The following is a 24128-nucleotide window of genomic DNA, read 5'->3' on the forward strand; positions in this document are numbered from 1 at the left end:
TGAACCGGTGGGGAACAAAAGAAAAACGCGAGGCCGCCGAACCGGGTCCGCGCCAACCGCGTGCGGAGTGATTACAAAAGAAGCGGGTGCGCGACCCGCTTCTTTTTTTAAACAACTACCAGACTGTCGTGCTTACTTCCAGAGCGCGCACTTGGTCTCGGCCTTGGTGGCGAACGCCTGGGCGCCAGGGATGGTCGCGACGACCTTGTAGTAGTCCCATGGATACTTCGACTCGGCCGGGGTCTTCACCTGCATCAGGTACATGTCGTGGACCATACGACCGTCGGCACGGATCTCGCCGCCCTTGGTGAACATGTCGTTGATCTTGGTTTTCTTCAGTTGCGCCATGACCTTGTCCGAATCGTCCGTGCCGAGCGCCTTGACGACATTCAGGTACGTCGTCGCGGCCGAGTAATCGGCCGCCTGCAGCATCGAAGGCTCTTTCTTCATTTTGGCAAAATAGCGCTTGGCCCAGGCGCGGCTGTCGGCGTTCTGGTCCCAGTACCAGCCGTCGGTCAGGTACATGCCCTGGGTCGTCTTCAGGCCCAGCGAGTGGACGTCGTTGATGAACATCAGCAGGCCGGCCAGCTTCATCGTCTTGGTGATGCCGAACTCGTTGGCCGCCTTGATGGTGTTGATGGTGTCGCCGCCGGCATTGGCCAAGCCCAGGATCTGCGCTTTCGAGCCTTGCGCCTGCAACAGGAAGGCCGAGAAGTCCGACGCCGCCAGCGGGTGCTTGGCGCTGCCGAGCACGGTACCGCCGTTGGCCTTGACCACTTCCGACGTGTCTTTTTCGAGCGACTGGCCGAACGCATAGTCGGCCGTCATGAAGTACCACGACTTGCCGCCCTGCTTGACGATGGTCGCGCCGGTGCCGCGCGCCAGCGCAATGGTGTCGTAGGCGTAGTGCACGGTGTACGGCGTGCATTCTTCGTTCGTCAGGCGGGCCGAGCCGGCGCCGATCGAGATGAACACCTTCTTCTTTTCAGCAGCAATCTTGGCCATTGCCAGGTTAGCGCCGGAGTTGGTGCCGCCGATCAGCATGTCGACGCCCTGCTGGTCGAACCATTCGCGCGCCTTGCTGGCGGCGATGTCGGCCTTGTTCTGGTGGTCGGCGGAAACGAATTCGATCTTCTTGCCATTGATTGCGCCGCCCATGTCGGCAATCGCCATCTTGATGGCTTCGGCGCCACCGTTGCCGTCGATGTCCGAATAAGTGCCCGACAGGTCGGTGATGAAGCCGATCTTGATGGTGTCGCCCGACACTTGCGCCTGCGCCGAGAAGGTCATTCCGAGTGCACATGCTGCGCTCACTGCGATGACGATAGCTTTACGTTTCATTTTGTCTCCGTTTGAAGGATAGTTGTTAGTTATTGAACGACTTTTTTACACACCAAGCAGCTCGGTCAAAACCGGCATCTTGGCGTTCAATTCAGACGAAGCGAAGGTCTCGACGATCTGACCGTGCTCCACCACGTAAAACCGGTCCGCCAGCGGTGCGGCGAAGCGGAAATTTTGTTCCACCATGACGATGGTGTAGCCCTTGCCCTTGAGCGTGGTGATCATGCGGGCCAGCCCCTGCACGATGACCGGCGCCAGGCCTTCCGATATCTCGTCGAGCAGCAGCAATCGCGCGCCGGTGCGCAGGATGCGCGCCACTGCCAGCATCTGCTGCTCGCCGCCGGACAGGCGCGTGCCCTGGCTGTTGCGACGTTCGTACAGGTTGGGAAACATCTGGTAGATTTCCTGCACCGACATGCCCTTTTCAACGCCTCCCAGCGCCGGCGGCAGCATCAGGTTTTCCTCGGTCGACAGCGACGAAAATATGCCGCGCTCTTCCGGGCAGTAGCCGATGCCGAGATGGGCGATTTTGTGGGTCGGCAAGCCGATCGCCTCGACGCCATTCACCTTGATCGACCCGGTGCGCTTGCCGGTCAGGCCCATGATGGCGCGCAAGGTGGTGGTGCGGCCGGCGCCGTTGCGACCCAGCAACGTCACCACTTCGCCCTGGTTGACGGTCAGGTTGACGTTATGCAAGATGTGCGATTCGCCATACCATGCCTGCAGGTTGTTGATCTCGAGAGCGGCGGCCATCAGTGCGCCCCTTCCAGTTCGGCGCTGGTGGTGCCCATGTAGGCTTCCATCACCTGCGGGTTGCGCGATACTTCAGCGTAACTGCCCTCGGCCAGCATGGCGCCGCGCTGCAGCACTGAAATTTTGTCGCAGATACCGGAAACGACGCCCATATTGTGTTCCACCATCAAGATGGTGCGCCCGGCCGACACCTTTTTGATCAGCTCGGTGACCCGGTGCACGTCTTCGTGGCCCATGCCCTGGGTCGGCTCGTCGAGCAGCATCAATTCGGGCTCCATCGCCAGTGTCGTGGCGATCTCGAGCGCGCGCTTGCGGCCATACGGCATGTCGACGGTGATGGTGTCGGCAAACTCGGTCAGGTCGACCTCGGCAAGCAACTGCATGGCGCGGTCGTCCAGGCGCGACAGTGAGCGCTCGCTCTGCCAGAAGTGAAAGGACGTACCGAGCTCGCGCTGCAGGCCGATGCGCACGTTCTGCAGCACCGTCAGGTGCGGGAACACGGCCGAAATCTGGAACGAACGAATGATGCCCATGCGGGCGATCTGGGCCGGCCGGGCCGCGGTGATGTCCGTGCCGTTGAACAGGATCTGGCCCGAGGTCGGCACCAGGAACTTGGTCAACAAATTGAAACAGGTGGTCTTGCCGGCGCCGTTGGGGCCGATAAGCGCATGGATGTGTCCGCGCTCGACACTGAGATTCACGTCACTGACTGCGGTGAAACCCCTGAACTCTTTGGTCAGGTTCCTGGTTTCCAAGATGACGTCCGTCATACTGTCTCCAAAGTGTTTTTATCATACCGATATGTAATTATTTGACGATCATACACAGAATAAAATTTCGTCACAATACGGTATAACTACCATTTGGAGACGTGCCAAACACGACACCGATTCAATGCGCTACCGCCAGGATCAGCTGGGCCGCCTTCTCGGCGATCATCAAGGTCGGCGAATTGGTGTTACCCGAAATGATGTTCGGCATCACCGACGCATCTACAACGCGCAAGCCAGCTACGCCGATGACACGCAATTGGCTGTCGACGACCGCTGTCGGGTCGCTTGAGCGGCCCATCTTGCAGGTGCCCACCGGATGGAAAATGGTGGTGCCGATATGGCCGGCAGCTTCCGCCAGTTCGTCTTCGGTGCGGTAATGAATGCCCGGCTTGTATTCTTGCGGCGCGTATTTGGCCAGCGCCGGCGCCGCCACGATCTGGCGCGTCAACGTCAGGGCGGCGGCCGCGATTTTCCGGTCCTCCGCCGTGCTGAGATAATTAGGCGTAATTTTCGGCGCTGTGTAACTGTCCTTGCTGGCAAGCCGGACATGTCCGCGCGAGGTCGGGCGCAGGTTGCACACGCTGGCGGTGAACGCCGGGAACGGATGCAGCGGATCGCCGAACTTCTCCAGCGACAGCGGCTGCACATGGTATTGCAGGTTGGCGCTGGCCTGACCCGGATCGGATTTGGCAAACGCGCCCAGCTGCGAAGGCGCCATCGACATCGGCCCGCTCTGCAGCATCGCATACTCGAGGCCGATCTTCATCTTGCCAAACCAGCTGGCGGCGCTGGTATTGAGCGTCTTGGCGTTGCTCACCTTGTAGACCATCCGCAACTGCAAATGGTCCTGCAGGTTTTCACCCACCCCCGGTGCGTCGACCAGCGGCACGATACCATGCTGGTGCAGCGCGCCAGCTGGCCCGACGCCGGACAACTGGAGAATCTGGGGCGAACCGATGGCGCCGGCCGCCAGCAAGGTTTCAAGCTTCGCATCGGCGCGGAAAGCCCGCCCGCCGCCGGTGAATTCGACGCCGCGGCAAACTGGGCCCTGCGCGGTTTGCTCGATGATCAGGCGTTCGACGTGGCAGCCCGTCATGATGGTGAGATTTTCGCGTGCGGCGATCGGCTTGAGGAAGGCTTTCGCCGTGTTCCAGCGGATTCCGCGTTTCTGGTTAACCTCAAAATAGGCGCAGCCGGCGTTGTCGCCGCCGTTAAAATCGTCCACCTTACGGATGCCGACCTGGTCGGCCGCGTCACGGAAAGCGTCGAGGATTTGCCACGACAGGCGCTGTTTTTCGACCCGCCATTCGCCGCCGCTGCCGTGCGCCGGGCCCGCGCCGCCGTGGTGGTTCTCGGTTTTCATAAACAGCGGCAACACCTGGTCCCAGGCCCACGAAGCGTCGCCCGTCGCTTCGGCCCAGCGGTCGTAGTCGCCCGACTGGCCACGCATGTAGATCATGCCGTTGATCGACGAACTGCCTCCCATAACTTTTCCGCGCGGATAAATCAGTGCGCGGCCGTGCAAGCCGGCGTTCGCTTCCGTCTGGTACAGCCAGTCGGTGCGCGGATTGCCGATGCAATGCAGGTAGCCGACCGGGATGTGAATCCACAAATAATCATCCTTGCCGCCCGCTTCGATCAGCAGCACGGTGGTGCCCTTCTTGCGGGTGAGGCGGTTGGCCAGCAGGCAGCCGGCTGTGCCCGCTCCCACGATAATGTAGTCGTATTGTCCTGCCGATTCCAATCGTCACTCCTTCAAGTCGGGCGCATTTCCGCCACCAGGGTTTGCATCAGTTGCGCCACCGACAGCGCGCGGGCACGGCCAACTTGCGCGCCAGCCCACATCGACATCAAGCCCGGATCTCCGCTGGCGGCGGCCGCCGACCGTATGCTTGCGGTCAATGCGTTTTGGACAGGATACGCCGGAACTTGCAACTCCACACTCTTCATTTGCTCCATGAAACGATTTTCGACACCGCGGGCGTAGCGGCCAGAAAAACTGCGCGTCAGCCGGGTTGTCAAATGGGCACCCGACAACAGCATTTTTTTATATACCGGATGAATGCCGGATTCATCGGTTACCAGGAAGGCCGTGCCCATTTGCACGGCGCGTGCACCAAGCGCCAGCGCCTCGCCGATATCGACCCCGGTCATGATGCCGCCGGCAGCGATCACGGGGATCTTGACGGCATCGGCCACTTGCGGCCACAGCGCACGCGCAGACAGCGTGGCCTCTTCCTGCGCGCCAATAAACGTGCCGCGGTGGCCACCCGCCTCGATGCCGGACGCCACCACGGCGTCGGCGCCCACGGTTTCCCAGGCCAGCGCCTCGTCGAGCGTGGTGACGGTGCCGATCACGGCGATGCCGGCCGAATGCAGGCGTTCGACCTGCGATTCGGTCAGGAGACCGAAGGTAAAACTGGCGGCGGCGGGTTCAATTGCCAGCAAGGCTTCGAACTGGGCGTCGAAATCCTGGCACCATTGCTGCGGGATCGGCAGTTCGGACCAGCCCAGGCCTTCCCACACGGGGCGCAACAGTTCAACCCCGGCCTGGATTTCCGCCTGGCTCGGCTTTGGAGTTTCCTGCACGAAAAAATTGAGCAGGAAGGCCCGATCGGTCAGCGCCCGGATCTGGCCGACCTGCTCAATGATCGCCGCCGGCGACAGCAGCGAACCCGCAAGACTGCCCAGTCCGCCCGCGTTCGACACCGCCGCCACCAGCGCCGGCGTACACGCCCCGCCCGCCATCGGCCCTTGCACGATCGGAAACGCCATCAACGACATCACATTCATACTTCCTCCCTGTGGATAAGCCTATGCATATCCACAGGACCCGTTTGTGGACAAGTCCCATTTTATCCACAGCCAGATTTTTGTCCAGATACGATGCCTGCGGCATACAAAGTCGTTAACCGCTTTATACCGGACGCAAGTGCCTGATTTGGTTCGAATTTACAGGCTTATCCACAGAAAACAGGCTGCGTTAACTACTACTACTAAGCTTGTATACCAACTTGTTCTAGTAAACAAATAACAGCCAGGAAGACTGGCAAGCCGACGCCGCAAGCTCTCCGCCGTCAATTTCACCGTCAACAATGGCCGATCGTCCGATCGTCATGTCGAACGCTGCTGGCATGTTCGGCGATATGCAAGTGCGCCGGGTGGACGACTACGCAACTGAACAGCACCGCTGCGCTGTCTGCCTGCCTGCCTGTCTGCCGACGCGGATGATGATCGAGCTGAAGATCAAACAACCGCGATTGGGCACGACCGGGCGAAGCTGAAGACAGGACCTGTGGATAAGTCTATGAATATCCACAGGTACCGTTTGTGGATAAATACGGTTTTGTCCACATGCCAAATTTTGTCCAGATTCGATGCCTTGCCCATACAAAGTCGTTAACCGGGTTATACCGGCTGCAAGTGCCTGATTTATCTCACTATTAAGAGCTTATCCACAGAAAAAGGGCTGCGTTAACTACTACTACTAAACTTGTATACATACTTTTTGGGTAAACAAGAAAACGCGAAAAAGGCAGGCAAAAGCCCGACCGTCCCGGTCCGCAGCAGCCATCGCATCAACAACGCCGGCAAAGTTGATGACTCTTTTTTGTGCAAGCAAGCCGCTGCTCGGAAAATCTGAAAAACGGGTAATTATGCAAAGCGAGCGGTTTTTCAAGCCAGCATGGGCAAGCTGGTTCGACCACGCGTCGAGTGCTGTCACGACACTTCCGGCAGTGCGCTGTGGATAAGCGCTTGGATATCCACAGTGTCATTTGTGCAGAACCCGGCTATTTACCGATAGCCTAATTCTTATCCCACAACCATCCAGTGCAGATACAATGTTTCCCAGGCCACTTGTAAACGCCGTAAGCCGTTGATCCTGTTGAAAAAAACCGGCTTATCCACAAAAAATAGCGCGTTTACTATTACTACTAATTTTGTATACCTACTTTATATAAAACAGTAAACGCGGCGAACCGGTGGACAAGCCTTGAAAACCGCTTTGCAGAACAGGCGTAGAAAGCATGAACCAACATAAAATCAAGCGATTAGGCATCATCAGCGCGCTCCATGAGGAACAGCAAGGGCTCATACAAGCCATGGATGGGGCCGCCACGGTCATGCACGGCATGCGTGACTACACAGCCGGCCGGTTGTGGGGCATCGACGCTGTGTGCGTGCTGTCGCGGATTGGCAAGGTCGCGGCGTCGATGACGGCGACGATGCTTGTGGAAAAGTTCGGAGTTACCCACATCCTGTTCACCGGCGTGGCCGGTTCAGGCGACGCCGGCGTCCAGGTTGGCGACATCGTGATCGCCGAATCGCTGGTCCAGCACGACATGGATGCCAGCCCCCTGTTCCCGCGCTACGAAGTGCCTTTGACCGGCCTTTCGCGCTTCCAATCGGACGCCGCCCTGTCGCGCCAGCTTGGCTGGGCAGCCGACAGCTTTGTCGATGTCGATTTTTTAACCGCGATCGGTGGTCAAGAGCGGCGTGATTTCCGCCTCGGCCAGCCGAAGGTGCACCGCGGGCTGATCGCCAGCGGCGACCAGTTCATCAGCAGCCGGGCCCATATCGACAGTTTGAATGTTTCCCACCCAGGCTTGCTGGCGGTCGAAATGGAGGGGGCGGCGGTGGCGCAGGTGTGTTTCGAACTCGGCATTCCGTTCGCCGTCATCCGGACCATATCGGATAACGCCAACGAAGACGCGGCGATCGATTTTCTGCGTTTCGTAAAATCGGTCGCCGCGCGCTACGCCTTTCATATCGTCAGGCGGTTTTGCCAGCAGGTTCCTGGCAAGTTGACTTGACTTAACCGAGCATCGACTCGGCTGGCACGTACGCGTAATCGAGCGCCTCGGCCACCGCCTGGTAAGTAAGCTTGCCCTGACAAACGTTCAGGCCGTTTCTCAGGTGCGGGTCGTCGCGCATGGCTTGCTGCCAGCCTTTTTCCGCCAGTGCCACGGCGTGGCCGATGGTGGCATTATTGAGCGCGAAGGTCGAGGTGCGGGCCACTGCGCCAGGCATGTTGGCCACGCAATAGTGGACCACGCCGTCGAGAATAAAGGTCGGGTCGGCGTGGGTGGTGGCACGCGAGGTTTCGAAACAGCCGCCCTGGTCGATGGCGACGTCGACCACCACCGCGCCCTGCTTCATGCGGGCAATCATGGCGCGTGTCACCAGTTTCGGTGCCGCCGCGCCCGGCAGCAGCACGCCGCCGATCACCAGGTCGGCCGACAACACCGCTTCCTCGATCGCATGGGCATTCGAATATTGGGTCGAAATCCGGTTGCCAAAAATCAGGTCGAGATGGCGCAGGCGGTCCATGTTCTTGTCGAGCACGGTGACGCGGGCGCCCGTACCCACCGCCATTTGCAGCGCATTGGTGCCAACTACGCCGGCGCCGATGATGACGATGTGGCCGGCCGCCACGCCCGGCACGCCGCCTAGCAGCAAACCCATGCCGCCTTTCGATTTTTCGAGGTGGGCGGCGCCGGCCTGGATCGCCATGCGCCCCGCCACTTCGCTCATCGGCGCCAGCAAGGGCAAGCCGCCGCCAGCGCCGGTGATGGTTTCGTAGGCGATGCAGACGGCGCCAGAGCGTACCAGCGCCGCCGTCTGTTCCGGGTCTGGCGCCAGGTGCAGGTAGGTGTACAGGATCTGGCCCTGGTTCAGCATCGCGCATTCGCCCGGCTGCGGTTCCTTGACCTTGACGATCATGTCGGCCTTGCCGAAAATTTCCTGCGCCGTGTCGACGATGGTGGCGCCGGCGGCCACGTACTGTTCATCAGGCAAGCCGATGTCGAGGCCGGCGTTTTTCTGCACCAGCACGCGGTGACGGCGCGACGTCAGTTCGCGTACGCTGGGCGGCGTCAGCCCAACCCGGTATTCGTTGTTTTTAATTTCTTTTGGAACGCCTACTATCATGTCTTCCTCCGGGTTATAAATGGATTTTTGTTTTTACTTTTGCATCATTGCAGACCCAAGGTCATCAGGCTTGCATTACCGCCAGCGGCAGTTGTGTTGACACACAGCGCGCGCTCCGCTACCAGGCGCCACAACGGGATCGCACCTTCTTCCGAGATATCGATCATGCTGACGATGGCGCCATCCCGGTCTGCCAGCAGCGGCCGCAGGGCGTGGCCAGTGGACGCATCGATCAACGCCAGCTGGAACGGATAGCTGCATTGATCGATGCTGGCGATGACGTCGATGTGCTCGCGCACCTGCGCCGGTAATCCTTCCGGCACCAGGTGACCGGAACCTGTCAGCACCACCGCGCGGTTGCCGGTGGCCAGCACCGCCGCCAGCGCGTTGAGCAGCACACCGATGTGGGAGGCGGCGCACAGCACCATCCCGCGCGGGGCGAAGGTGAGCGTGTTGTGCTCGCCCGTGGGACCGGGGAGTTCGAGTGTGGTGCCGAGCAAGGTAGTGCGCATGTACTGCTCGGCCAGGGTGACGACGCGCTGGTGGCCATGGGTGCGCGCCCACACCAGCAGCGCATCGAGTCCTGGCGTGAACTGGCGTTGGTGGTGTTCATGGTGCTCATGGCGGGCATGCTGCAAATACGGCGGCGCCGCGCGCTGCAGCCGTTTTAAGTACAGCGGGCCGCCGGCTTTCGGGCCGGTGCCCGATTTGCCTTCGCCGCCGAACGGCTGCACCCCGACCACCGCGCCGACGATGTTGCGGTTGACGTAGATGTTGCCGACGTGCGCGCGCGAAGCGATGAAGTCGATCGTCTCGTCGATGCGCGAATGCACGCCCAGGGTCAGTCCGAAACCGCTGGCGTTGATCGACTCGACCAGTTGCGCCAGGTTGGCGCGCTGGTAGCGGATGATGTGCAGCACCGGGCCGAATACTTCTTCCGTCAGTTCATCCAATGCGCCGATTTCGAGCAAGGTCGGGGCGACGAAGCTGCCGGTCTCTGCCAGGCCGCTTGGAAGCGCCAGTGAGAAGCTCGATTTGGCGGTTTGTTTGGTGCGCGCGATATGGGCCAGCAGCTTGTCGCGCGCGTGCGCGTCGATCACCGGGCCGATGTCGGTCGCCAGCCGGTCCGGATTGCCGACCCGCAGTTCTTTCATGGCGCCTTCCAGCATGCGGATGGTCTTGTCGGCAATCTCCTCCTGCAGGAACAGCACGCGCAGCGCCGAGCAGCGCTGGCCGGCGCTGTCGAACGCCGAGCTGAGCGCATCGATCACCACCTGTTCCGGCAGCGCCGACGAATCGACGATGAGCGCGTTCTGCCCGCCGGTTTCGGCGATCAGGGGAATGTCGCAGGATTCGGCCACCGCGCGCCGTGCCAGCGTCTTGTTGATCAGCTGCGCCACTGCGGTCGAGCCGGTGAAGATCACCCCGCGCACGCGCGCATCGACCGTCAGCGCGGTGCCGACGACATCGCCGCGGCCGGGTAAAAGCTGCAAGGCTCCCCTGGGAATGCCGGCCTGATAAAACAGTTCGACGGCGCGGTGGGCGGTCAACGGCGTCTGTTCGGCCGGCTTGGCCAGCACCACGTTGCCGGCGGCCAGCGCGGCGGCGACTTGGCCGGTAAAAATGGCCAATGGAAAATTCCACGGACTGATGCAGGCGACGGGCCCCAGCGCCAGCACGTTGGGGCTGCCGTGCACTTGCGCCGCGTAATAGCGCAGGAAGTCGACCGCCTCGCGCACTTCGGCGATCGCGTTCGGCAGCGACTTGCCGGCTTCGCGCACAGTCAGCGCCATCAATTCATGGCAATTATGTTCGAACAGATCGGCCACGCGGGCGAGCGCTTGCGCGCGCAGCGACGGCGCCGTGGTCTGCCAATCTATGGCGTAGGCGGCGGCGGCGGCCAGCGCCGTGTCGACGTTTTCGAGCGACGCTGGGTGGACATGGCCGACGACGTCGTCGTGAAATGCAGGATTGACGATGTCGTTCCATTCCGATGGAATAAATTCGCCATCGATCAACGGCGCCGCGTCGTACACCCGCGGCTGCGACAACGCCGCCGCCAGGCCAGTGAGCACGTCTTCGTTCGTCAGGTCGATGCCGGACGAATTGCTGCGCTCAACGCCGAACAGTTCGCTCGGTAAAACGATACCCGGATGCGCCGCGCCGCCCTGCTTACCGGCCGCCTCGAACGGATCGGCGACCAGCGTATCGATCGACACCTTGGCGTCGACGATCTGGTTGACGAACGATGAATTGGCGCCGTTTTCGAGCAGCCGGCGCACCAGGTAGGCCAGCAGCGTCTGGTGCGAGCCGACTGGCGCGTAGATGCGGCACGCCTTGTCGAGGTTGTCCGTGCCAACCACTTGGTCGTACAGCGTCTCGCCCATGCCGTGCAGGCACTGGAATTCGTAATTGACGATGCCGTCCTGTTTGGCCCAGGTGTAGATCACCGCCAGCGAATGGGCGTTGTGGGTAGCGAACTGCGGATACAGCCGGTCGCTGGCGGCGAGCAGTTTTTTGGCGCAGGTGAGATACGACACGTCGGTGTAGACCTTGCGCGTGTAGACCGGATAGCCGGGCATGCCGTCCACTTGCGCGCGCTTGATCTCGGCGTCCCAATAGGCGCCTTTCACCAGCCGCACCATGAACTTGCGACCGCTGCGCCTGGCCAGGTCGGCCAGGTAATCGATCACGAACGGGCAGCGCTTTTGGTACGCCTGGACGACGAAACCGATGCCGTTGAAGCCGGCCAGTTCCGGGTCGAACGCCATCGCTTCCATCAGGTCGAGCGAGATCTCGAGACGGTCCGCTTCCTCGGCGTCGATATTGAGGCCGATGTTGTAATGCTTGGCCAGCAGTACCAAGCGGCGCAGGCGCGGCAGCAGTTCGGCCATCACGCGCGCATGCTGGGCCCGCACGTAGCGCGGGTGCAGCGCCGACAATTTTACAGAGATGCCGGGGCCGTCCTTGATGCCGCGGCCGTTCGAGGCCTTGCCGATGGCGTGGATCGCCGTTTCGTAGGCGGCGTAATAGTGGTGGGCGTCGACTTCGGTCAGCGCCGCTTCGCCCAGCATGTCGTACGAGTAGCGGTAGCCGCGCGCTTCGTTGTCGCGGCTGTTTTTGAGTGCCTCGTCCATGCTCTGGCCGGTGACGAACTGGTTGCCCAGCATGCGCATGGCCAAGTCGACGCCTTTGCGGATCAACGGTTCGCCGCCCTTGCCGATCATTTTTGTCAGCGCCGAGCCGAGCCCGGTTTCGCTACTGGTGCCAACCAGTTTGCCGGTGATCAACAGGCCCCAGGTGGCGGCGTTGACGAACAGCGAAGGCGATTCGCCGAGGTGCTTGCGCCAGTCGCCCTTGCTGATCTTGTCGGCAATCAGGCGGTCGGCGGTCGCACTGTCGGGAATCCGCAATAGTGCTTCTGCCAGGCACATCAGCGCCACGCCTTCTTCCGACGACAGCGAGAATTCATGCATCAGCGCATCCACGCCGGACGAGCGGGTGCGTTTTTCGCGCACCTGCGACACCAGTCTGTGGGCCAGCGCCTGCGCCTCGCCATTGGCGCGCGCGCCCTGCGCCAGCAAGAACGTTACCGCCGCCGCTTCATCGCGCCGGTAAGCGCCGGTGATGGCGGCGCGCAGGGGCGATTGCGCAGGTTTGATCTCGGAGCGCAGCGCGGCGAAGTGAACGGGAAGGAGCGCTTGAGCAGCGGCAGTGTGCATAAATGATTCTTTAATGAAAAAATGGAAACCGAACTCGGCAGCGTAGAGTGAAACGACGGCTACGCCATGCGAAAAATTGATTCGATTGTAGTGCGATTTCTTCTGGATTAATTCTGGTAATACGGAAGACTAGCAATAGATAGTTTTTGGTGAGACAATTTCACCAAATAAAATTAATCTGAGGGGGGGGGGGACATGCTGGACAAGATAAGCAAGAAAATTCTATCGGAGTTGCAAAATGACGGGCGCATCAGCAATGTCGAGCTTGCCGGCCGGGTCAACCTGTCGCCGGCGGCCTGCCTGGAACGGGTGCGCAAGCTCCACGAATCGGGCTACATCATGGGCTACACCGCCCAGCTCAATCCGCAGTTGCTCGACGTGTCGCTGCTGGTGTTTATCGAGGTCGTGCTCGACCGCACCACGCCCGAAGTGTTCGACGCCTTCAAGAACAGCGTGCAATTGATTCCCGAAGTGCTGGAATGCCACATGGTGGCGGGCGGCTTCGACTACCTGGTCAAGGCACGCGTCAAAGACATGGCGGCTTACCGCGAATTTCTCGGCAAGACGCTGCTGCAGAAAGGCGTGCGCGAGACCCACACCTACGCGGTGATGGAAGAAGTCAAGAACACCACCAAGCTGCCGATCAGGTAGCTTGCGACGGCCTCACGTGCACAACTATTTCTGTTGCAAACCTACAAGCGCGACACCGACGAAGTGACGCACGACCTGTCGGCGCCCAACTATGTCGACGGCCAGCACGGGAGCGGCGTCCGGGTCGGTTACCGCTCCAGTGCCGCGTGAGTGCTCAGGCCGCTGCCGCCTGCGCCCCCGGCGTGTCCATCGATTCGAGGTGGCGGCGCAGCCACACGTGGGCCGGACTGCGGGCGTCGCGCTCGTGCCACAGCATGTCGAGGTGAACCGCCGGCAAGGTGAACGGCAGTTCCCGCCACACCAGCGCGTCGGCCATGCCGGTCGAGGCGATCAGGTGCTTCGGCAGCACCGTGATCAGGTCGGAGTTGGCTACCACCTTGCCGGCCGTAAAAAACTGGTTTACCGTCAGCAGGATGCGCCGTTCGCGCCCCAGTTGCGACAGCGCTTCGTCGGTCAAGCCATGGGCCCGGCCCGAAAAACTCACCAGCAGGTGATTCGACGCGCAGTACCTGTCGAGCGTGAGTTCGGTTTGGGCCAGCGGATGGTTCTTGCGCATCACGCACACATAGCGGCCGGAATACAGGCGCTCGTGGCGGATCGGCGAACCGGTGTCGGACGACAGCTGCACCGCCACGCCGGGAAAAAATCCCACCGCCAGGTCGATGTCGCCGCGCAGCAGCATCGGCCGCGGTTCGCGCGTGGTCAATGGCACCATCCGTACGTTGACGCCAGGCGCCTCGCTTTCGATCGAGCGCATCAGCGAAGGCAGCCAGAACGCGGCCATGGCGTCGGCCATCGCCATGCGAAACGTTGCGTTCGCTTTCGACACATCGAATGTACCCGGCGTGACCGCCGCTTCGAGTCCGGCCAGCGCTTGGCGCACGGCAGGCCACAGCGATTCGGCGCGCGGCGTCGGCTTGACGCCGTAGGCGGTGCGGATCAGCAAATCGTCGCCGAGGCTTTCGCGCAGGCGCTTGATGGCATTCGACACAGCCGGCTGGGTCATCGCCAGGTGGCCGGCAGCACGGGTGAGGTTTTGCTCGGTCATCACCGCGTCGAATACCCGCAGCAGGTTCAGGTCCAGCGTCAGAAAGCTCATGGCAGGAAAATAAAATAGTAGTGACCTTGAATATACATCATTCCATTCATGATTTATATAATCGGTATAAGAAATTGGAATTAGATTTATATGTTGCGTTGCACTATAATTTTTCTTAAGAACTGTTTTTACATAGGAATCAACGTGTCTTTCACCACCAGTTTTCTTCAAACGGCCGTCGTGACCGATTTTCCGGTGTTGCCGTACATCGGTGGCGCCCTGGGCTTGACGACGTTTGCCGCACTGGTGATGTTGTTCCGCCCGCTGCTGACGGGAATCGTCCGCGCTCTGGTGCTGGTGGTGCGCCCGCACCTGAGCCGCGATGAAAAGGCCGCCCGCCGCCACATGCGCGACGCCCAATTGTTCCAGCGTATGATCAACGCGTCGCAAGGCCCCAACGACGTCGCCGAACTGCGGGCGATGGCGGCGCGCGGCTAACAGTCGCGGTTCAGTGAAATAAATAAATAAAACGCGGCGCCGGGGTTTCCCCGGCGCCGCGTTTTTGTTTTTTTGCTTGTTGATTAAACGCCGTCGCTTATCGCGCTTGGCCCATCAGTGCCGGCTTGAGCGCGCTGTCGGCCGGCTTGTCGCCCAGCCAGATCTTCAACACCGCATTGTAGTAATTCACATCCGGCAGTGTCTCACCGATCTTCTTGCCGTTCAGCTCGCATTGGGTGCCGGCGCCCGGTATCCAGTCGATGTGCAACACGTCGCCCTTCTTCAAGCCGTCGATGGTGCCGAACATCTCGCCGAACTTGCTGATCTGCGTGACGTAGCGCGATTTCTCGGCCTTGTCGATATTGTTGTTCAGCCCGGTCATGAAGGACTGGCCGAAATCGTCCGAGCTGATTTCGCGCATCATCACCAGCGTCAGGCGGCGCGGGCCCTCGATTTTCATGATGTCGGCGACGGTGTTCTTTTTCTCCGGCAGGTACAGCCCGGCAGCGTAGACCTTGACGATGAACTTGGTCCGCATGCCGACACCGTTCAGCTTCAATTCCTTGCCGGCCAGCTTGACCGTTTCGTCGAATTTGACGCCGCTTATCTCGGCCGCCGTCGCCGTTTGCAGGAATGCGCACGCCACTACGGCGCCGGCCAGCAAGGCGTTAAAACCGCTTGTCATCTTTGCCATCTTGTTGTCTCCAGATTGTATTAAAAAAACTTACGAATTGAAACTGCTGCCAGTGCGTGAGCAACTTTTTTACTTTTTACTTTTTACACCGCGCCGATCGCGTGGGGCTTGTTGCCTTCCCTTAACGCACGGACATGCTGGGAGGTGGACAAGGACGGGCTCGCCGCTTGCAGGTTGAGCTTGAAAACGCTGACCACGCGCGCCAGCTTGGCGGCCTGGCCCTGCATCGTGGCGGCGGCGGCGGCCGCCTCTTCGACCAGCGCCGCGTTCTGCTGGGTTGTTTCGTCCATCTCGAGGATGGTGTGGTTGACGCTGGCGATATCCATGCTCTGCTCCTGGCTGGCGGAAGTGATTTCGCCCACGATATCGGCAACCCGGCGCACGCTGGCCACCACTTCTTCCATCGTCACGCCGGCCTGCTCGACCAGGGTGCTGCCTTCGCGTACCTTGTCGACCGAGTTGCCGATCAGGGTCTTGATTTCCTTGGCGGCGGTGGCCGAGCGCTGCGCCAGGTTGCGCACCTCACTGGCGACGACGGCGAAACCGCGGCCCTGCTCGCCGGCACGCGCCGCTTCGACAGCCGCGTTCAGCGCCAGGATATTGGTCTGGAAGGCGATGCCGTCGATGACGCCGATGATGTCGACGATCTTCTTCGACGACGCGGTGATCGAACCCATCGTGTCGATCACGTGCGACACCACCGAGCCGCCGCGCAGCGCCACTTCCGACGCTCGCGCCGCCAGTTGGTTGGCCTGGCGCGCGTTGTCGGCGTTCTGCTGGACCGTGCCGGTCAGCTGGCGCATGGCGCCCGCGGTCTCGCCGAGCAAAGCAGCTTGCTGTTCGGTACGGCTCGACAGATCGAGGTTGCCGTTGGCGATCTGGCTTGATACAACCTCAATCGATTCGGTGCCGGCGCGCACTTCGGCAACGATGTTCGTCAAGCTGCTGTTCATGTGCTTGAGCGCTTGCATCATCTGGCCCGTCTCGTCGCTGCTGCCGACGTCGATGACGCTGGTCAGGTCGCCGTCCGCCACGCGCCTGGCGATGTCGACCGCCTCGTTCAGCGGGCCGATGATGCTGCGGGTGGCAAACAACGCCACCGCCACCGAGATCAGGCTGGCGCCGACCGCCAGCAGCAAAATCAGCAACTGGGTGCGCTTCGACACGGCGGCGGCAGCTTCACCCGCCTCGACCATGATGGCATTCTGGTAGCTGGTGAACCGATCGAGCTGCTCGAAGTATTTGGTCTGCTGCGGCCGCATCGAGAACATGAACTTGACCATGGCGTTTTCCTTCTTGTCCTCGTTGACGAGGGCGATGAAGGCGGCCTGGCCGGGAATGAACTTGGCGCGGATCGCGGCGATCGCCTTGAGGATCTCCTGGCCGCGCGGGTCGGTCGTGTTCCTGGTGAGCTCGTTGAGCGCGGCAGTCGCGCTGGCATTCTTCTTTTGCATGTTGGCCAGTTCCACCTTGATCTGGTCCGGATCGCTCATGATCAACACGTTGAGCATGCTGCGCGTGACTTCGTTGACGTCGGCCTTGATGCTGTTCGCCGCCACCGTCTTCGGATAATGCTCCTTCACAATCGACGTCACTTCCTGGTTCAAGCCGCCAATGCGCAGGTACGACAAAACGGCCAGCATCACCAACAGCGCAATCACCACGCCGAACCCGATGGCAAGCCGCTGGCCAATTCCCGTGTTTCGAATATTCATCTGCAACCGTCTCTGTCTCTTGAAATGATTAAATTGATATGGGCGTGTTACTTCCCTTCAATAAATATATCATTGTTCGGCCATAAAAAGTTGCCATAAAGAGACTAATATTTACCTGGAGTGTCGGCGACGACTATGCCGGCGCGGCGCCGATGGGCGCGAAGAAACCGCCCGCAAGATTGTGTGAAGCGTGGTCAAAAAGAAGTACAGGAAGGATGAAGCGAGCGGCAAGTGGCAGCAGGCGTAGCCAGCGGCGGACTTAGTCCTTGGCGGCGGTCAGGCGTTCGTACTTGATGCGCAACTGTTCCGGCGTTTCGCGCCAGGCCGGGTTGAACGGGATGCATTCGACCGGGCACACCTGCTGGCATTGCGGCTCATCGAAATGGCCGACGCATTCGGTGCATTTGTTCGGGTCGATTTCATAAATCGACGCACCCATCGTGATCGCGTCGTTCGGGCATTCGGGCTCGCATACGTCGCAATTGATGCATTCGTCGGTGATCAATAAAGCCATGCTGGTGCTCGAATCCGTTTGCGTAATATATGGCGTATTTAGTATCTATTCCGTCGGCGGCGCCATCGAGGCGATTTTTTTCTGCAACCAGCGGTCGACCGACGGGAACACAAACTTGGAAACATCGCCGCCCAAGATGGCGATTTCGCGCACGATGGTGCCCGAGATGAACTGGTACTGGTCCGATGGCGTCAGGAACAAGGTTTCGACATCCGGCAGCAGGTAGCGGTTCATGCCGGCCATCTGGAATTCGTATTCGAAGTCAGACACCGCGCGCAGGCCGCGCACGATGACGCGCGCATCGTGCTTGCGGACGAAGTCCTTGAGCAGGCCGGAAAAACTTTCGACCTTCACGTTCGGATAATGGCCCAGCACCTCGTTGGCGATCTCGAGGCGATCCTCGAGCGAAAAGAACGGCCGCTTGTTCTTGCTGTCGGCCACGCCCACGATCAGTTTGTCGAACAGTCCGGACGCGCGGCGCACCAGATCTTCGTGGCCTCGCGTGAGCGGATCAAAGGTTCCTGGATAAACGGCTACAACCATTGCGGCTCCTTCGAGATGCACCAATATAGACGCGCATTATGCCTCAAAATCCGCTGCTTGCCCCTGCGAAAGGCAGGCACCGGCCGCTTTGCCTAGTAGTCTTACAACAAGTTACGCTTGAATAGCGGCGCGCAGCTTGAGCAGATGGTAGAACACGATGCCGGCTTTGTCGGTACGAATCGCTTCCCACGGCGCCAGCCAGTCCGGGGTTGACGGGCCATCCGGCTGGTTGCTGTCGCTTTCGCTGTCAGCGCCGAACGGCAGCGCCGCGCCTGACTCGACATACACCAGGGCGTCTTGATTAAGCAAACCGGTGCACAGCGGCAGCACCTTTTCGAGTAACTCCTGCTGGTACGGCGGGTCGAGGAAGACCAGGTCGAAACGCTGGCCGCGTAGCGCCATCGACTGGGCGGCGGCAAGCGCGTCGGCGCGCACCAGGGTGACAGCGTCGGCGTGCAGCTTGTCCTTGATGGCGTCCAACTGGCGCACCACCGGCGTGTGGGTGTCGACCATTACCACCGAGCGGGCGCCGCGGCTGGCCGCTTCGAAACCGAGGGCGCCGCTGCCGGCGAACAGGTCAAGCACGGCAGCGGCGCTCCAGTCGTTGCCCCACTGGTGGCTGATCCAGTTGAACACGGTTTCGCGTACACGGTCGGGCGTCGGACGCAGGCCGAGGGCGTCGAGCACCGGTAGCTGGGTGCGTTTCCAGGCGCCGCCGATGATGCGTACATATTGCGGCGGCGGCGGCCGGTGGACCGGGGTTTTGGCGGGCTTTTTTAGCATGGGCGGCACTATAGCATTTTCAGCGTCTGACCCGGTATCGGGGTCAGACCCCGGTTTCCGTAGCGCTGCCAAGCCGGCTCTCGCAGCCCCCTTCGCTACCGTTGCGGCTCGGTCGCCAGGGTATTGAAGTCCTCGATCCATCCCTGCATCCGCTTTTGCGCATGGGCTTTTTGGGCCGGGGTGGCAACTTTCACCGCGGCGAGAATCATCTGGATGGTCTGGTCGGTATAGGTATCGAAGAAAGCCTTGCGCTCGGGCACCTCCATACGGTCGAACAACTCCTTGATCAGGTTGTGCAGCGCGGCGATCGTCGCATCCTTGTTCAGTTTTTCCTGCTGCACCTTGCGCAGCACGGTGACGATGCGCTTCTGGCGCCGCACCCGCTCTTCGAGCCAGATGTTGTTGTCGAGTACGCGCGCGTCGGACGCCTTGCGCAGCACCGCTTCCTGCTCGGAACTGAAGCGACCGAACCACAGGTCGAACTGCTCCATCGATTTTTTGAAGCGCGCCTTCTGCTGCTCCTCCAGGTCGCCGTGCATGAATTTCTTGCGGAAATCATCGTTATTCTTGGCAAATTTCTTTTCCATCTGCACGATCTGTTCCGGGCGCACGGTGCGCGCCAGTTCGGCCAGTTCAGGCAGTGCCTTGTAAGCGAGCAGCTCGGTGCGCGCCTTGATGTCGCGGTAATTGGCGGTCAGGTCGGCCTGGGTCAGGTTGCCTGCCAGCTGGCGCTGGCCGTTCGCCAGCAGTTGCGTATAGTCCTTCAACTGGGTCTTGCGGTGCCACTGGAACAGGTTGTCGATGTCTTTTTTGACGAAACCGGACTGGTCGGAATCGAGGTCGAGATAGTTGTTCACCCACCAATACAGCAGGGTGTCGCCGTGGTTGTAGGTAAAACGGATGCTGCTGCAGCCGGCAACCGCCACCATCATTGCAATAAGCAACAAGGTGCGAAGACGGAGGGTCAGCCTGTCGGCCGTGGTAAAATTTTTCATCTATTCAACTCTTTCAAACGACCGCTCATGAATGTTGTGATTCTCGCCGCCGGCATGGGGAAGCGGATGCAATCCGCGCTGCCAAAGGTATTGCATCCGTTAGCGGGCAAGCCATTGTTGCAACACGTCATTGATACCGCACGCGAACTTGCGCCGAGCAAATTATGCGTTATTTATGGCCATGGGGGCGCAGCGGTGCCCGAGATGGTCAAATTGCATAATGCAAGCGGACAGGCGCCGATCGACACCGCGCTGCAGGAGCCGCAGCTCGGCACCGGCCACGCGGTAATGCAAGCCGCGCCCCAGCTCGACGACAACACGCCGACATTGATCCTGTACGGCGACGTGCCTTTGACCAGCGCGGCGACGCTGCGCCGCCTGGTCGAGGCCGCCGGCAGCGACCAGCTGGCGATCCTCACGGTCGAGCAGGCCAAGCCGTTTGGGCTGGGCCGCATCGTGCGCGAGAACGGCGCCATCGTGCGCATCGTCGAAGAGAAGGATGCGACCGAGGCCGAGCGCGCGATTTGCGAAATCAATAGCGGCATCATCGTCGCCCCGACCAGGCAGATGAAGCAATGGCTGGCCTCGCTGTCGAACAACAATGCGCAAGGCGAATATTACCTCACCGACATCGTCGCCAAGGCGGTAGCCGACGGCGTGGCGGTGGTGTCGGCGCAGCCGTCGGCCGAGTGGGAAGTGGCTGGCGTCAACAGCAAGGTCCAGCTTGCCGAGCTCGAGCGCCGTCATCAACTCAACGTCGCCCACGCGCTGCTCGAGCAGGGCGTGACCTTGATGGACCCGGCCCGCCTCGACATCCGCGGCGAACTCATTTGCGGGCGCGATGTGACGATCGACGTCGGCTGCGTGTTCGAAGGCCGGGTCGAACTGGCCGACGGCGTCTCGGTTGGCGCCCACAACGTGATCGTCAACGCGCGCATCGCCGCCGGCGCGCAAATTAAGCCGTTCTGCCACATCGAAGGCGCCGTGGTCGGGCCGAAGTCGATGATCGGCCCGTATGCGCGGCTGCGGCCGGGCGCGGAGCTGGCCGAAGATGTTCATATCGGTAACTTTGTCGAGGTCAAAAACAGTACCATCGCCGCCCACAGCAAGGCCAACCACTTGAGCTACGTCGGCGATTCGACGGTCGGTTCGCGTGTCAATATCGGCGCCGGCACCATCACCTGCAACTACGACGGCGTCAACAAGTACCGCACCGTGATCGAGGACGACGCTTTCATCGGCAGCGACAGCCAACTGGTGGCGCCGGTCACCGTCGGCAAAGGCGCGACGCTCGGCGCCGGCACCACCCTGACGAAGGACGCGCCGGCTGGCAAGCTGACGGTCTCGCGTGCCAGGCAGGTGACGATCGACAGCTGGCAGCGTCCGGTGAAGGTCAAGAAATAAGTTTCGTTATCATAAAACGTCATCCCCGCATGCGCGAAGGTGACGGTTTGAAGAGTAACGAAATTGCTCGAAGGCTTCAAGCCGCCAGCCCTTCGCCCACATCCGCGCGCGCCGCCTTGAACGCCGGCATCAGCGAAGCGAGCAGCGCCACCGCCATGACGGCCACCACCGCCATCCCCATCCAGTAAAAGTCGAGCTCGACGAGCATCGGGGCGCGCTCGAGGGCTTGCTGGGTGGTATACGACAGCGCCGCCCGGTTGACCACCCACGCGATCAGCCCGCTCCCGGCCACGCTGATGACGGCCGCGAAAGCGGCCATCCACAACGCTTCCGCCGCGTACATCGCGAACACGCCGCTGCCGGGCATGCCGAGGGCGCGCAGGGTCGCCACCTCGCGCCGGCGCTCGAGCGCGTTCATCGAGATGGTGGCGGCAATCGCGGCAGCGATCACGGCGAACACCATGCCGGCCACGCTGTGTAAGTAAAGGTCGGAGTCGTTGCGCGCTTTTACATAGCTGGGCGACAATTCCTGCCAGGTGTGGACGTCGACCACCAGCCCGGCCGCGCGCAACGCCGAATGCAGCGCAAGGCGCATGGCGTCGAGTTGCCGCGGCTCGGCCAGGTAGACCACCAGCCGCTCGGTGCGTTCGGTGTCGACCAGGGTGCGGGCCAGTTCGAACGGCATCAGCAGCGAGTGGCTGCCGTTGAGATCGGTCGTGCTGTACACATCGACCACTTCGGCCTTGAGCGGGGCGAGCGGTTTGTCGACGCTGACGCCGGTCAGGGTAAGGTTGCTGCCGGGCTTGAGGCCGAGCGAACGGGCTTGCCCGCTGCTGAGCGCGATGCCGTTTCGCTGGTCCGGCTTGAGCTTGCCATACGTCGGCGGCGCCGCTTCCAGGGCGGCGCTGCTGATGCCTTTGCCGTGAAACAGCGTCGAGCGCTTGCCGGTCGAGGCGATTCCCTCCACGCTCATCTGCGGCACCACCAGCGCCACCCCGGCCATCGCTTCGACCAGCCGCTTGAGCTGGGCCGTCTCGGCCGGCTTGAAGGCTGCGCTGTCCCGCGCATCAGCCGCCGCGTCCGCCGCATCGGCGCGCGTGATCGTCAGGTGGCCCAGCCGCTCGATCGTCACGGCCTGGTATTCGAGCCGCGCGCATACGCTGGCGCTGTTGCCGACAAACAGGTCGAGCAGGCACAGGCAGGCGGCGATCAGCAGCACCGTCAGCACGCTACGCGGGCGGCCCAGCATCAGGGTGCGCAGCGCCAGCTGTTGCGGACTCATCCTTGGGCCCGCAGCGTGCGGCGCGCTGTGTCGGCCGCCGCGCCGCACAGCCGCCCCTCGTTCAGTTGCAAGGTGCGGTTCGCCCGGCTCACCTGGCGCTGATCGCGCGTCGAGATGACGAAGGTGGTGCCGTGCTCGCGTTGTTGGGCGGCAAACAAGTCCATAACCAGACGGATGCTGCCATTGTCGAGGCGGGAAGTGGCCTCGTCGGCCACCACCAACTGGGGCGCGGCGACCAGCGCGCGGGCGATGGTCACGCGCTGGCGCTGGCTGGCGTCGAGCCGGTCAGGGAAGTGGTGGGTCTGGGTCTTGAGGCCGACCCGCGCCAGCAGTTCGCCGGCCAACGCGCGGGCCTCGGCCAGCGCGGTGCCTTTGATGCGCCCGCGCAGCGTCAAAGGCAATAGCACGTTGTCGAGCGCGGAGAGCGCCGGCACCAGGCTGAACGCCTGGAACACATGGCCGATCAGTTCGCCGCGCAGGTCGGCGCGCGCCTGCCCGGACAATGTCGAGGTCAGCAAACTGTCGATGACGACGCTGCCTTCGGAGACCGTCTCGATCAGGCTGATCAGGTTCAGCAGGCAGGTCTTGCCGTGGCCGGACGGGCCGCAGATGGCCACCAACTCGCCGCGTCCCACGTGCATGTTGATGTCGTTGAGCGCATGCACGCCGGCCAGCCCGCGGCCGTAGACCTTGTGCACGCCGGACAATCGCACCAGTTCACCGAGTGGCATGATCTGGCCCGGCCTTTCGTGGCCCGGCCTCTCGTGGCCCGGCCTTTCCTTTCCTGGCGTCGTGCCGCTTCCCCCTATTGCATCCATCGCAGCACCTCGCATTTACCTTTGGCGGCGCCCCCGATGGGCGTCACGCTGGGTGTTGCAAGTAGACGCTATTTCCCCTTGGAATCCGTTGATGATACTCAACGGCAAAGGTCAGACGGCAATGTGGGTTTCGAATTTGCTGCGGAAGGTGGAAAAGTAGGTCTTTACGTTGCGCACGTTGGCGTGCGCCGCGAACAAGCGGTGCGCCAGCGCATGGTAGGCCGGCATGTCGGCCAATTGAACGATCAACACGAAATCGGGCCCCGGCGCCACCCGGTAGCATTGCAGCACGGCCGCTTCAAGCGCCGCCAGTGCTTCGAACTCGGCCATCCGCTCGGCGGCCTGGACGTCGAGCGAGATCTCGACGATTGCTGTCAGCCGCGCGCCGACTTTCTCGGGCGAAACGATGGCGACCTGGCGCGCGAGGATGCCGGCCTCGGTCAGCTGCTTGACGCGGCGCAGACAGGTGGGCGCCGATACGTGGACAAGTTCCGCCAGCTCCGCATTGGTGTGCGAGGAGTCACGCTGAAGCGCATTGAGGATGCGACGATCGACGTCGTCCATCGAAGTTGTCAGGTCGTTCATGGCATATTTTAATGAATCAGAAAATAGATCGTCAATAAATGAAATTATATTTCATGGTTTTTAACGCGTGAAATAATATAACGAAAA

General features: G+C 61.4%; 23 protein-coding genes. 5 read left to right on the forward strand and 18 right to left on the reverse strand.

What is annotated here, in order from left to right:
* Positions 1 to 132: 132 nt before the first annotated feature.
* The 5 genes from CR103_RS10475 to CR103_RS10495 all read right to left on the reverse strand — a co-directional run bounded on the left by CR103_RS10475 (position 133) and on the right by CR103_RS10495 (position 5660).
* Positions 133 to 1341 carry an ABC transporter substrate-binding protein gene (locus CR103_RS10475; protein ID WP_099915931.1) on the reverse strand — a complete coding sequence of 403 codons (1209 nt, stop codon included), beginning with the start codon at positions 1339 to 1341 and terminating at the stop codon, positions 133 to 135.
* A 45-nt stretch (positions 1342 to 1386) separates the two neighbouring features.
* Positions 1387 to 2094 carry an ABC transporter ATP-binding protein gene (locus CR103_RS10480; RefSeq protein WP_099915932.1) on the reverse strand — a complete coding sequence of 236 codons (708 nt, stop codon included), beginning with the start codon at positions 2092 to 2094 and terminating at the stop codon, positions 1387 to 1389.
* Positions 2094 to 2864, reverse strand: coding sequence for an ABC transporter ATP-binding protein (locus tag CR103_RS10485; protein ID WP_099915933.1), 771 nt, complete (start codon positions 2862 to 2864; stop codon positions 2094 to 2096). The genes CR103_RS10480 and CR103_RS10485 overlap by 1 nt, the downstream gene beginning before the upstream one ends.
* Positions 2865 to 2985: 121 nt before the next feature.
* Positions 2986 to 4611: a GMC family oxidoreductase gene (locus CR103_RS10490; RefSeq protein ID WP_099915934.1), complete on the reverse strand. Its 1626-nt coding sequence runs from the start codon at positions 4609 to 4611 to the stop codon at positions 2986 to 2988.
* Between the two features lie 11 nt (positions 4612 to 4622).
* On the reverse strand, positions 4623 to 5660 hold the full coding sequence (locus CR103_RS10495) for an NAD(P)H-dependent flavin oxidoreductase (RefSeq protein ID WP_099915935.1): 1038 nt from the start codon (positions 5658 to 5660) through the stop codon (positions 4623 to 4625).
* A 302-nt stretch (positions 5661 to 5962) separates the two neighbouring features.
* Between CR103_RS10495 and CR103_RS10500 the strand changes: the two genes are divergently transcribed.
* Positions 5963 to 6151, forward strand: coding sequence for a hypothetical protein (locus CR103_RS10500; protein ID WP_099915936.1), 189 nt, complete (start codon positions 5963 to 5965; stop codon positions 6149 to 6151).
* 203 nt (positions 6152 to 6354) lie between these two features.
* On the opposite strand, the gene CR103_RS22040 is transcribed toward CR103_RS10500, so the two are convergent.
* Positions 6355 to 6591 (reverse strand): hypothetical protein, encoded by a 237-nt coding sequence (locus CR103_RS22040; protein WP_143752572.1) that lies wholly within the window; start codon positions 6589 to 6591, stop codon positions 6355 to 6357.
* A gap of 304 nt (positions 6592 to 6895) precedes the next feature.
* Between CR103_RS22040 and CR103_RS10505 the strand changes: the two genes are divergently transcribed.
* Positions 6896 to 7681, forward strand: a complete 786-nt coding sequence (locus CR103_RS10505) for a 5'-methylthioadenosine/adenosylhomocysteine nucleosidase (protein ID WP_099915937.1) — start codon at positions 6896 to 6898, stop codon at positions 7679 to 7681.
* 1 nt (position 7682) lies between these two features.
* Here CR103_RS10505 and ald read toward each other — a convergent pair whose 3' ends face one another.
* Positions 7683 to 8798: an alanine dehydrogenase gene (gene ald, locus CR103_RS10510; RefSeq protein WP_099915938.1), complete on the reverse strand. Its 1116-nt coding sequence runs from the start codon at positions 8796 to 8798 to the stop codon at positions 7683 to 7685.
* 44 nt (positions 8799 to 8842) lie between these two features.
* Positions 8843 to 12520 carry a trifunctional transcriptional regulator/proline dehydrogenase/L-glutamate gamma-semialdehyde dehydrogenase gene (gene putA / locus CR103_RS10515; RefSeq protein ID WP_099915939.1) on the reverse strand — a complete coding sequence of 1226 codons (3678 nt, stop codon included), beginning with the start codon at positions 12518 to 12520 and terminating at the stop codon, positions 8843 to 8845.
* Positions 12521 to 12715: 195 nt separating this feature from the next.
* On the opposite strand from putA, the gene CR103_RS10520 reads away from it, so the two are divergent.
* Positions 12716 to 13171, forward strand: a complete 456-nt coding sequence (locus CR103_RS10520) for an Lrp/AsnC ligand binding domain-containing protein (protein WP_099915940.1) — start codon at positions 12716 to 12718, stop codon at positions 13169 to 13171.
* Positions 13172 to 13325: 154 nt separating this feature from the next.
* Here the strand turns inward: CR103_RS10520 and CR103_RS10525 are convergent, their stop codons facing one another.
* On the reverse strand, positions 13326 to 14270 hold the full coding sequence (locus CR103_RS10525; RefSeq protein ID WP_099915941.1) for a LysR family transcriptional regulator: 945 nt from the start codon (positions 14268 to 14270) through the stop codon (positions 13326 to 13328).
* Positions 14271 to 14414: 144 nt separating this feature from the next.
* Between CR103_RS10525 and CR103_RS10530 the strand changes: the two genes are divergently transcribed.
* On the forward strand, positions 14415 to 14708 hold the full coding sequence (locus tag CR103_RS10530; RefSeq protein WP_099915942.1) for a hypothetical protein: 294 nt from the start codon (positions 14415 to 14417) through the stop codon (positions 14706 to 14708).
* 97 nt (positions 14709 to 14805) lie between these two features.
* Here the strand turns inward: CR103_RS10530 and CR103_RS10535 are convergent, their stop codons facing one another.
* From CR103_RS10535 to CR103_RS10560, 6 genes are all read right to left on the reverse strand, one after another.
* Positions 14806 to 15402, reverse strand: coding sequence for a chalcone isomerase family protein (locus tag CR103_RS10535; protein WP_229442992.1), 597 nt, complete (start codon positions 15400 to 15402; stop codon positions 14806 to 14808).
* A gap of 83 nt (positions 15403 to 15485) precedes the next feature.
* Entirely contained in the window at positions 15486 to 17117 is a 1632-nt protein-coding gene (locus CR103_RS23985) for a methyl-accepting chemotaxis protein (RefSeq protein WP_099915943.1), read from the reverse strand.
* A gap of 259 nt (positions 17118 to 17376) precedes the next feature.
* Positions 17377 to 17631 (reverse strand): YfhL family 4Fe-4S dicluster ferredoxin, encoded by a 255-nt coding sequence (locus CR103_RS10545; protein ID WP_099915944.1) that lies wholly within the window; start codon positions 17629 to 17631, stop codon positions 17377 to 17379.
* 45 nt (positions 17632 to 17676) lie between these two features.
* Complete coding sequence (gene coaD / locus CR103_RS10550) at positions 17677 to 18174, reverse strand: pantetheine-phosphate adenylyltransferase (RefSeq protein ID WP_099915945.1); 498 nt, start codon at positions 18172 to 18174, stop codon at positions 17677 to 17679.
* Between the two features lie 111 nt (positions 18175 to 18285).
* Positions 18286 to 18957 (reverse strand): 16S rRNA (guanine(966)-N(2))-methyltransferase RsmD, encoded by a 672-nt coding sequence (rsmD, locus tag CR103_RS10555; RefSeq protein ID WP_099915946.1) that lies wholly within the window; start codon positions 18955 to 18957, stop codon positions 18286 to 18288.
* A gap of 95 nt (positions 18958 to 19052) precedes the next feature.
* Positions 19053 to 19952: a DUF6279 family lipoprotein gene (locus CR103_RS10560; RefSeq protein WP_099915947.1), complete on the reverse strand. Its 900-nt coding sequence runs from the start codon at positions 19950 to 19952 to the stop codon at positions 19053 to 19055.
* Positions 19953 to 19979: 27 nt separating this feature from the next.
* On the opposite strand from CR103_RS10560, the gene glmU reads away from it, so the two are divergent.
* On the forward strand, positions 19980 to 21356 hold the full coding sequence (glmU, locus tag CR103_RS10565) for a bifunctional UDP-N-acetylglucosamine diphosphorylase/glucosamine-1-phosphate N-acetyltransferase GlmU (protein ID WP_099915948.1): 1377 nt from the start codon (positions 19980 to 19982) through the stop codon (positions 21354 to 21356).
* Positions 21357 to 21432: 76 nt separating this feature from the next.
* Here the strand turns inward: glmU and CR103_RS10570 are convergent, their stop codons facing one another.
* The 3 genes from CR103_RS10570 to CR103_RS10580 all read right to left on the reverse strand — a co-directional run bounded on the left by CR103_RS10570 (position 21433) and on the right by CR103_RS10580 (position 24041).
* Positions 21433 to 22638, reverse strand: a complete 1206-nt coding sequence (locus CR103_RS10570) for an ABC transporter permease (RefSeq protein WP_143752573.1) — start codon at positions 22636 to 22638, stop codon at positions 21433 to 21435.
* Positions 22635 to 23369, reverse strand: coding sequence for an ABC transporter ATP-binding protein (locus tag CR103_RS10575; protein ID WP_180279351.1), 735 nt, complete (start codon positions 23367 to 23369; stop codon positions 22635 to 22637). The genes CR103_RS10570 and CR103_RS10575 overlap by 4 nt, the downstream gene beginning before the upstream one ends.
* 198 nt (positions 23370 to 23567) lie before the next feature.
* Complete coding sequence (locus tag CR103_RS10580; protein WP_099915951.1) at positions 23568 to 24041, reverse strand: Lrp/AsnC family transcriptional regulator; 474 nt, start codon at positions 24039 to 24041, stop codon at positions 23568 to 23570.
* Positions 24042 to 24128: the final 87 nt, after the last annotated feature.

This window comes from Massilia psychrophila (genome assembly GCF_002760665.1).
In the GTDB taxonomy this organism is placed as follows: Bacteria; Pseudomonadota; Gammaproteobacteria; order Burkholderiales; family Burkholderiaceae_D; genus JAFCUW01.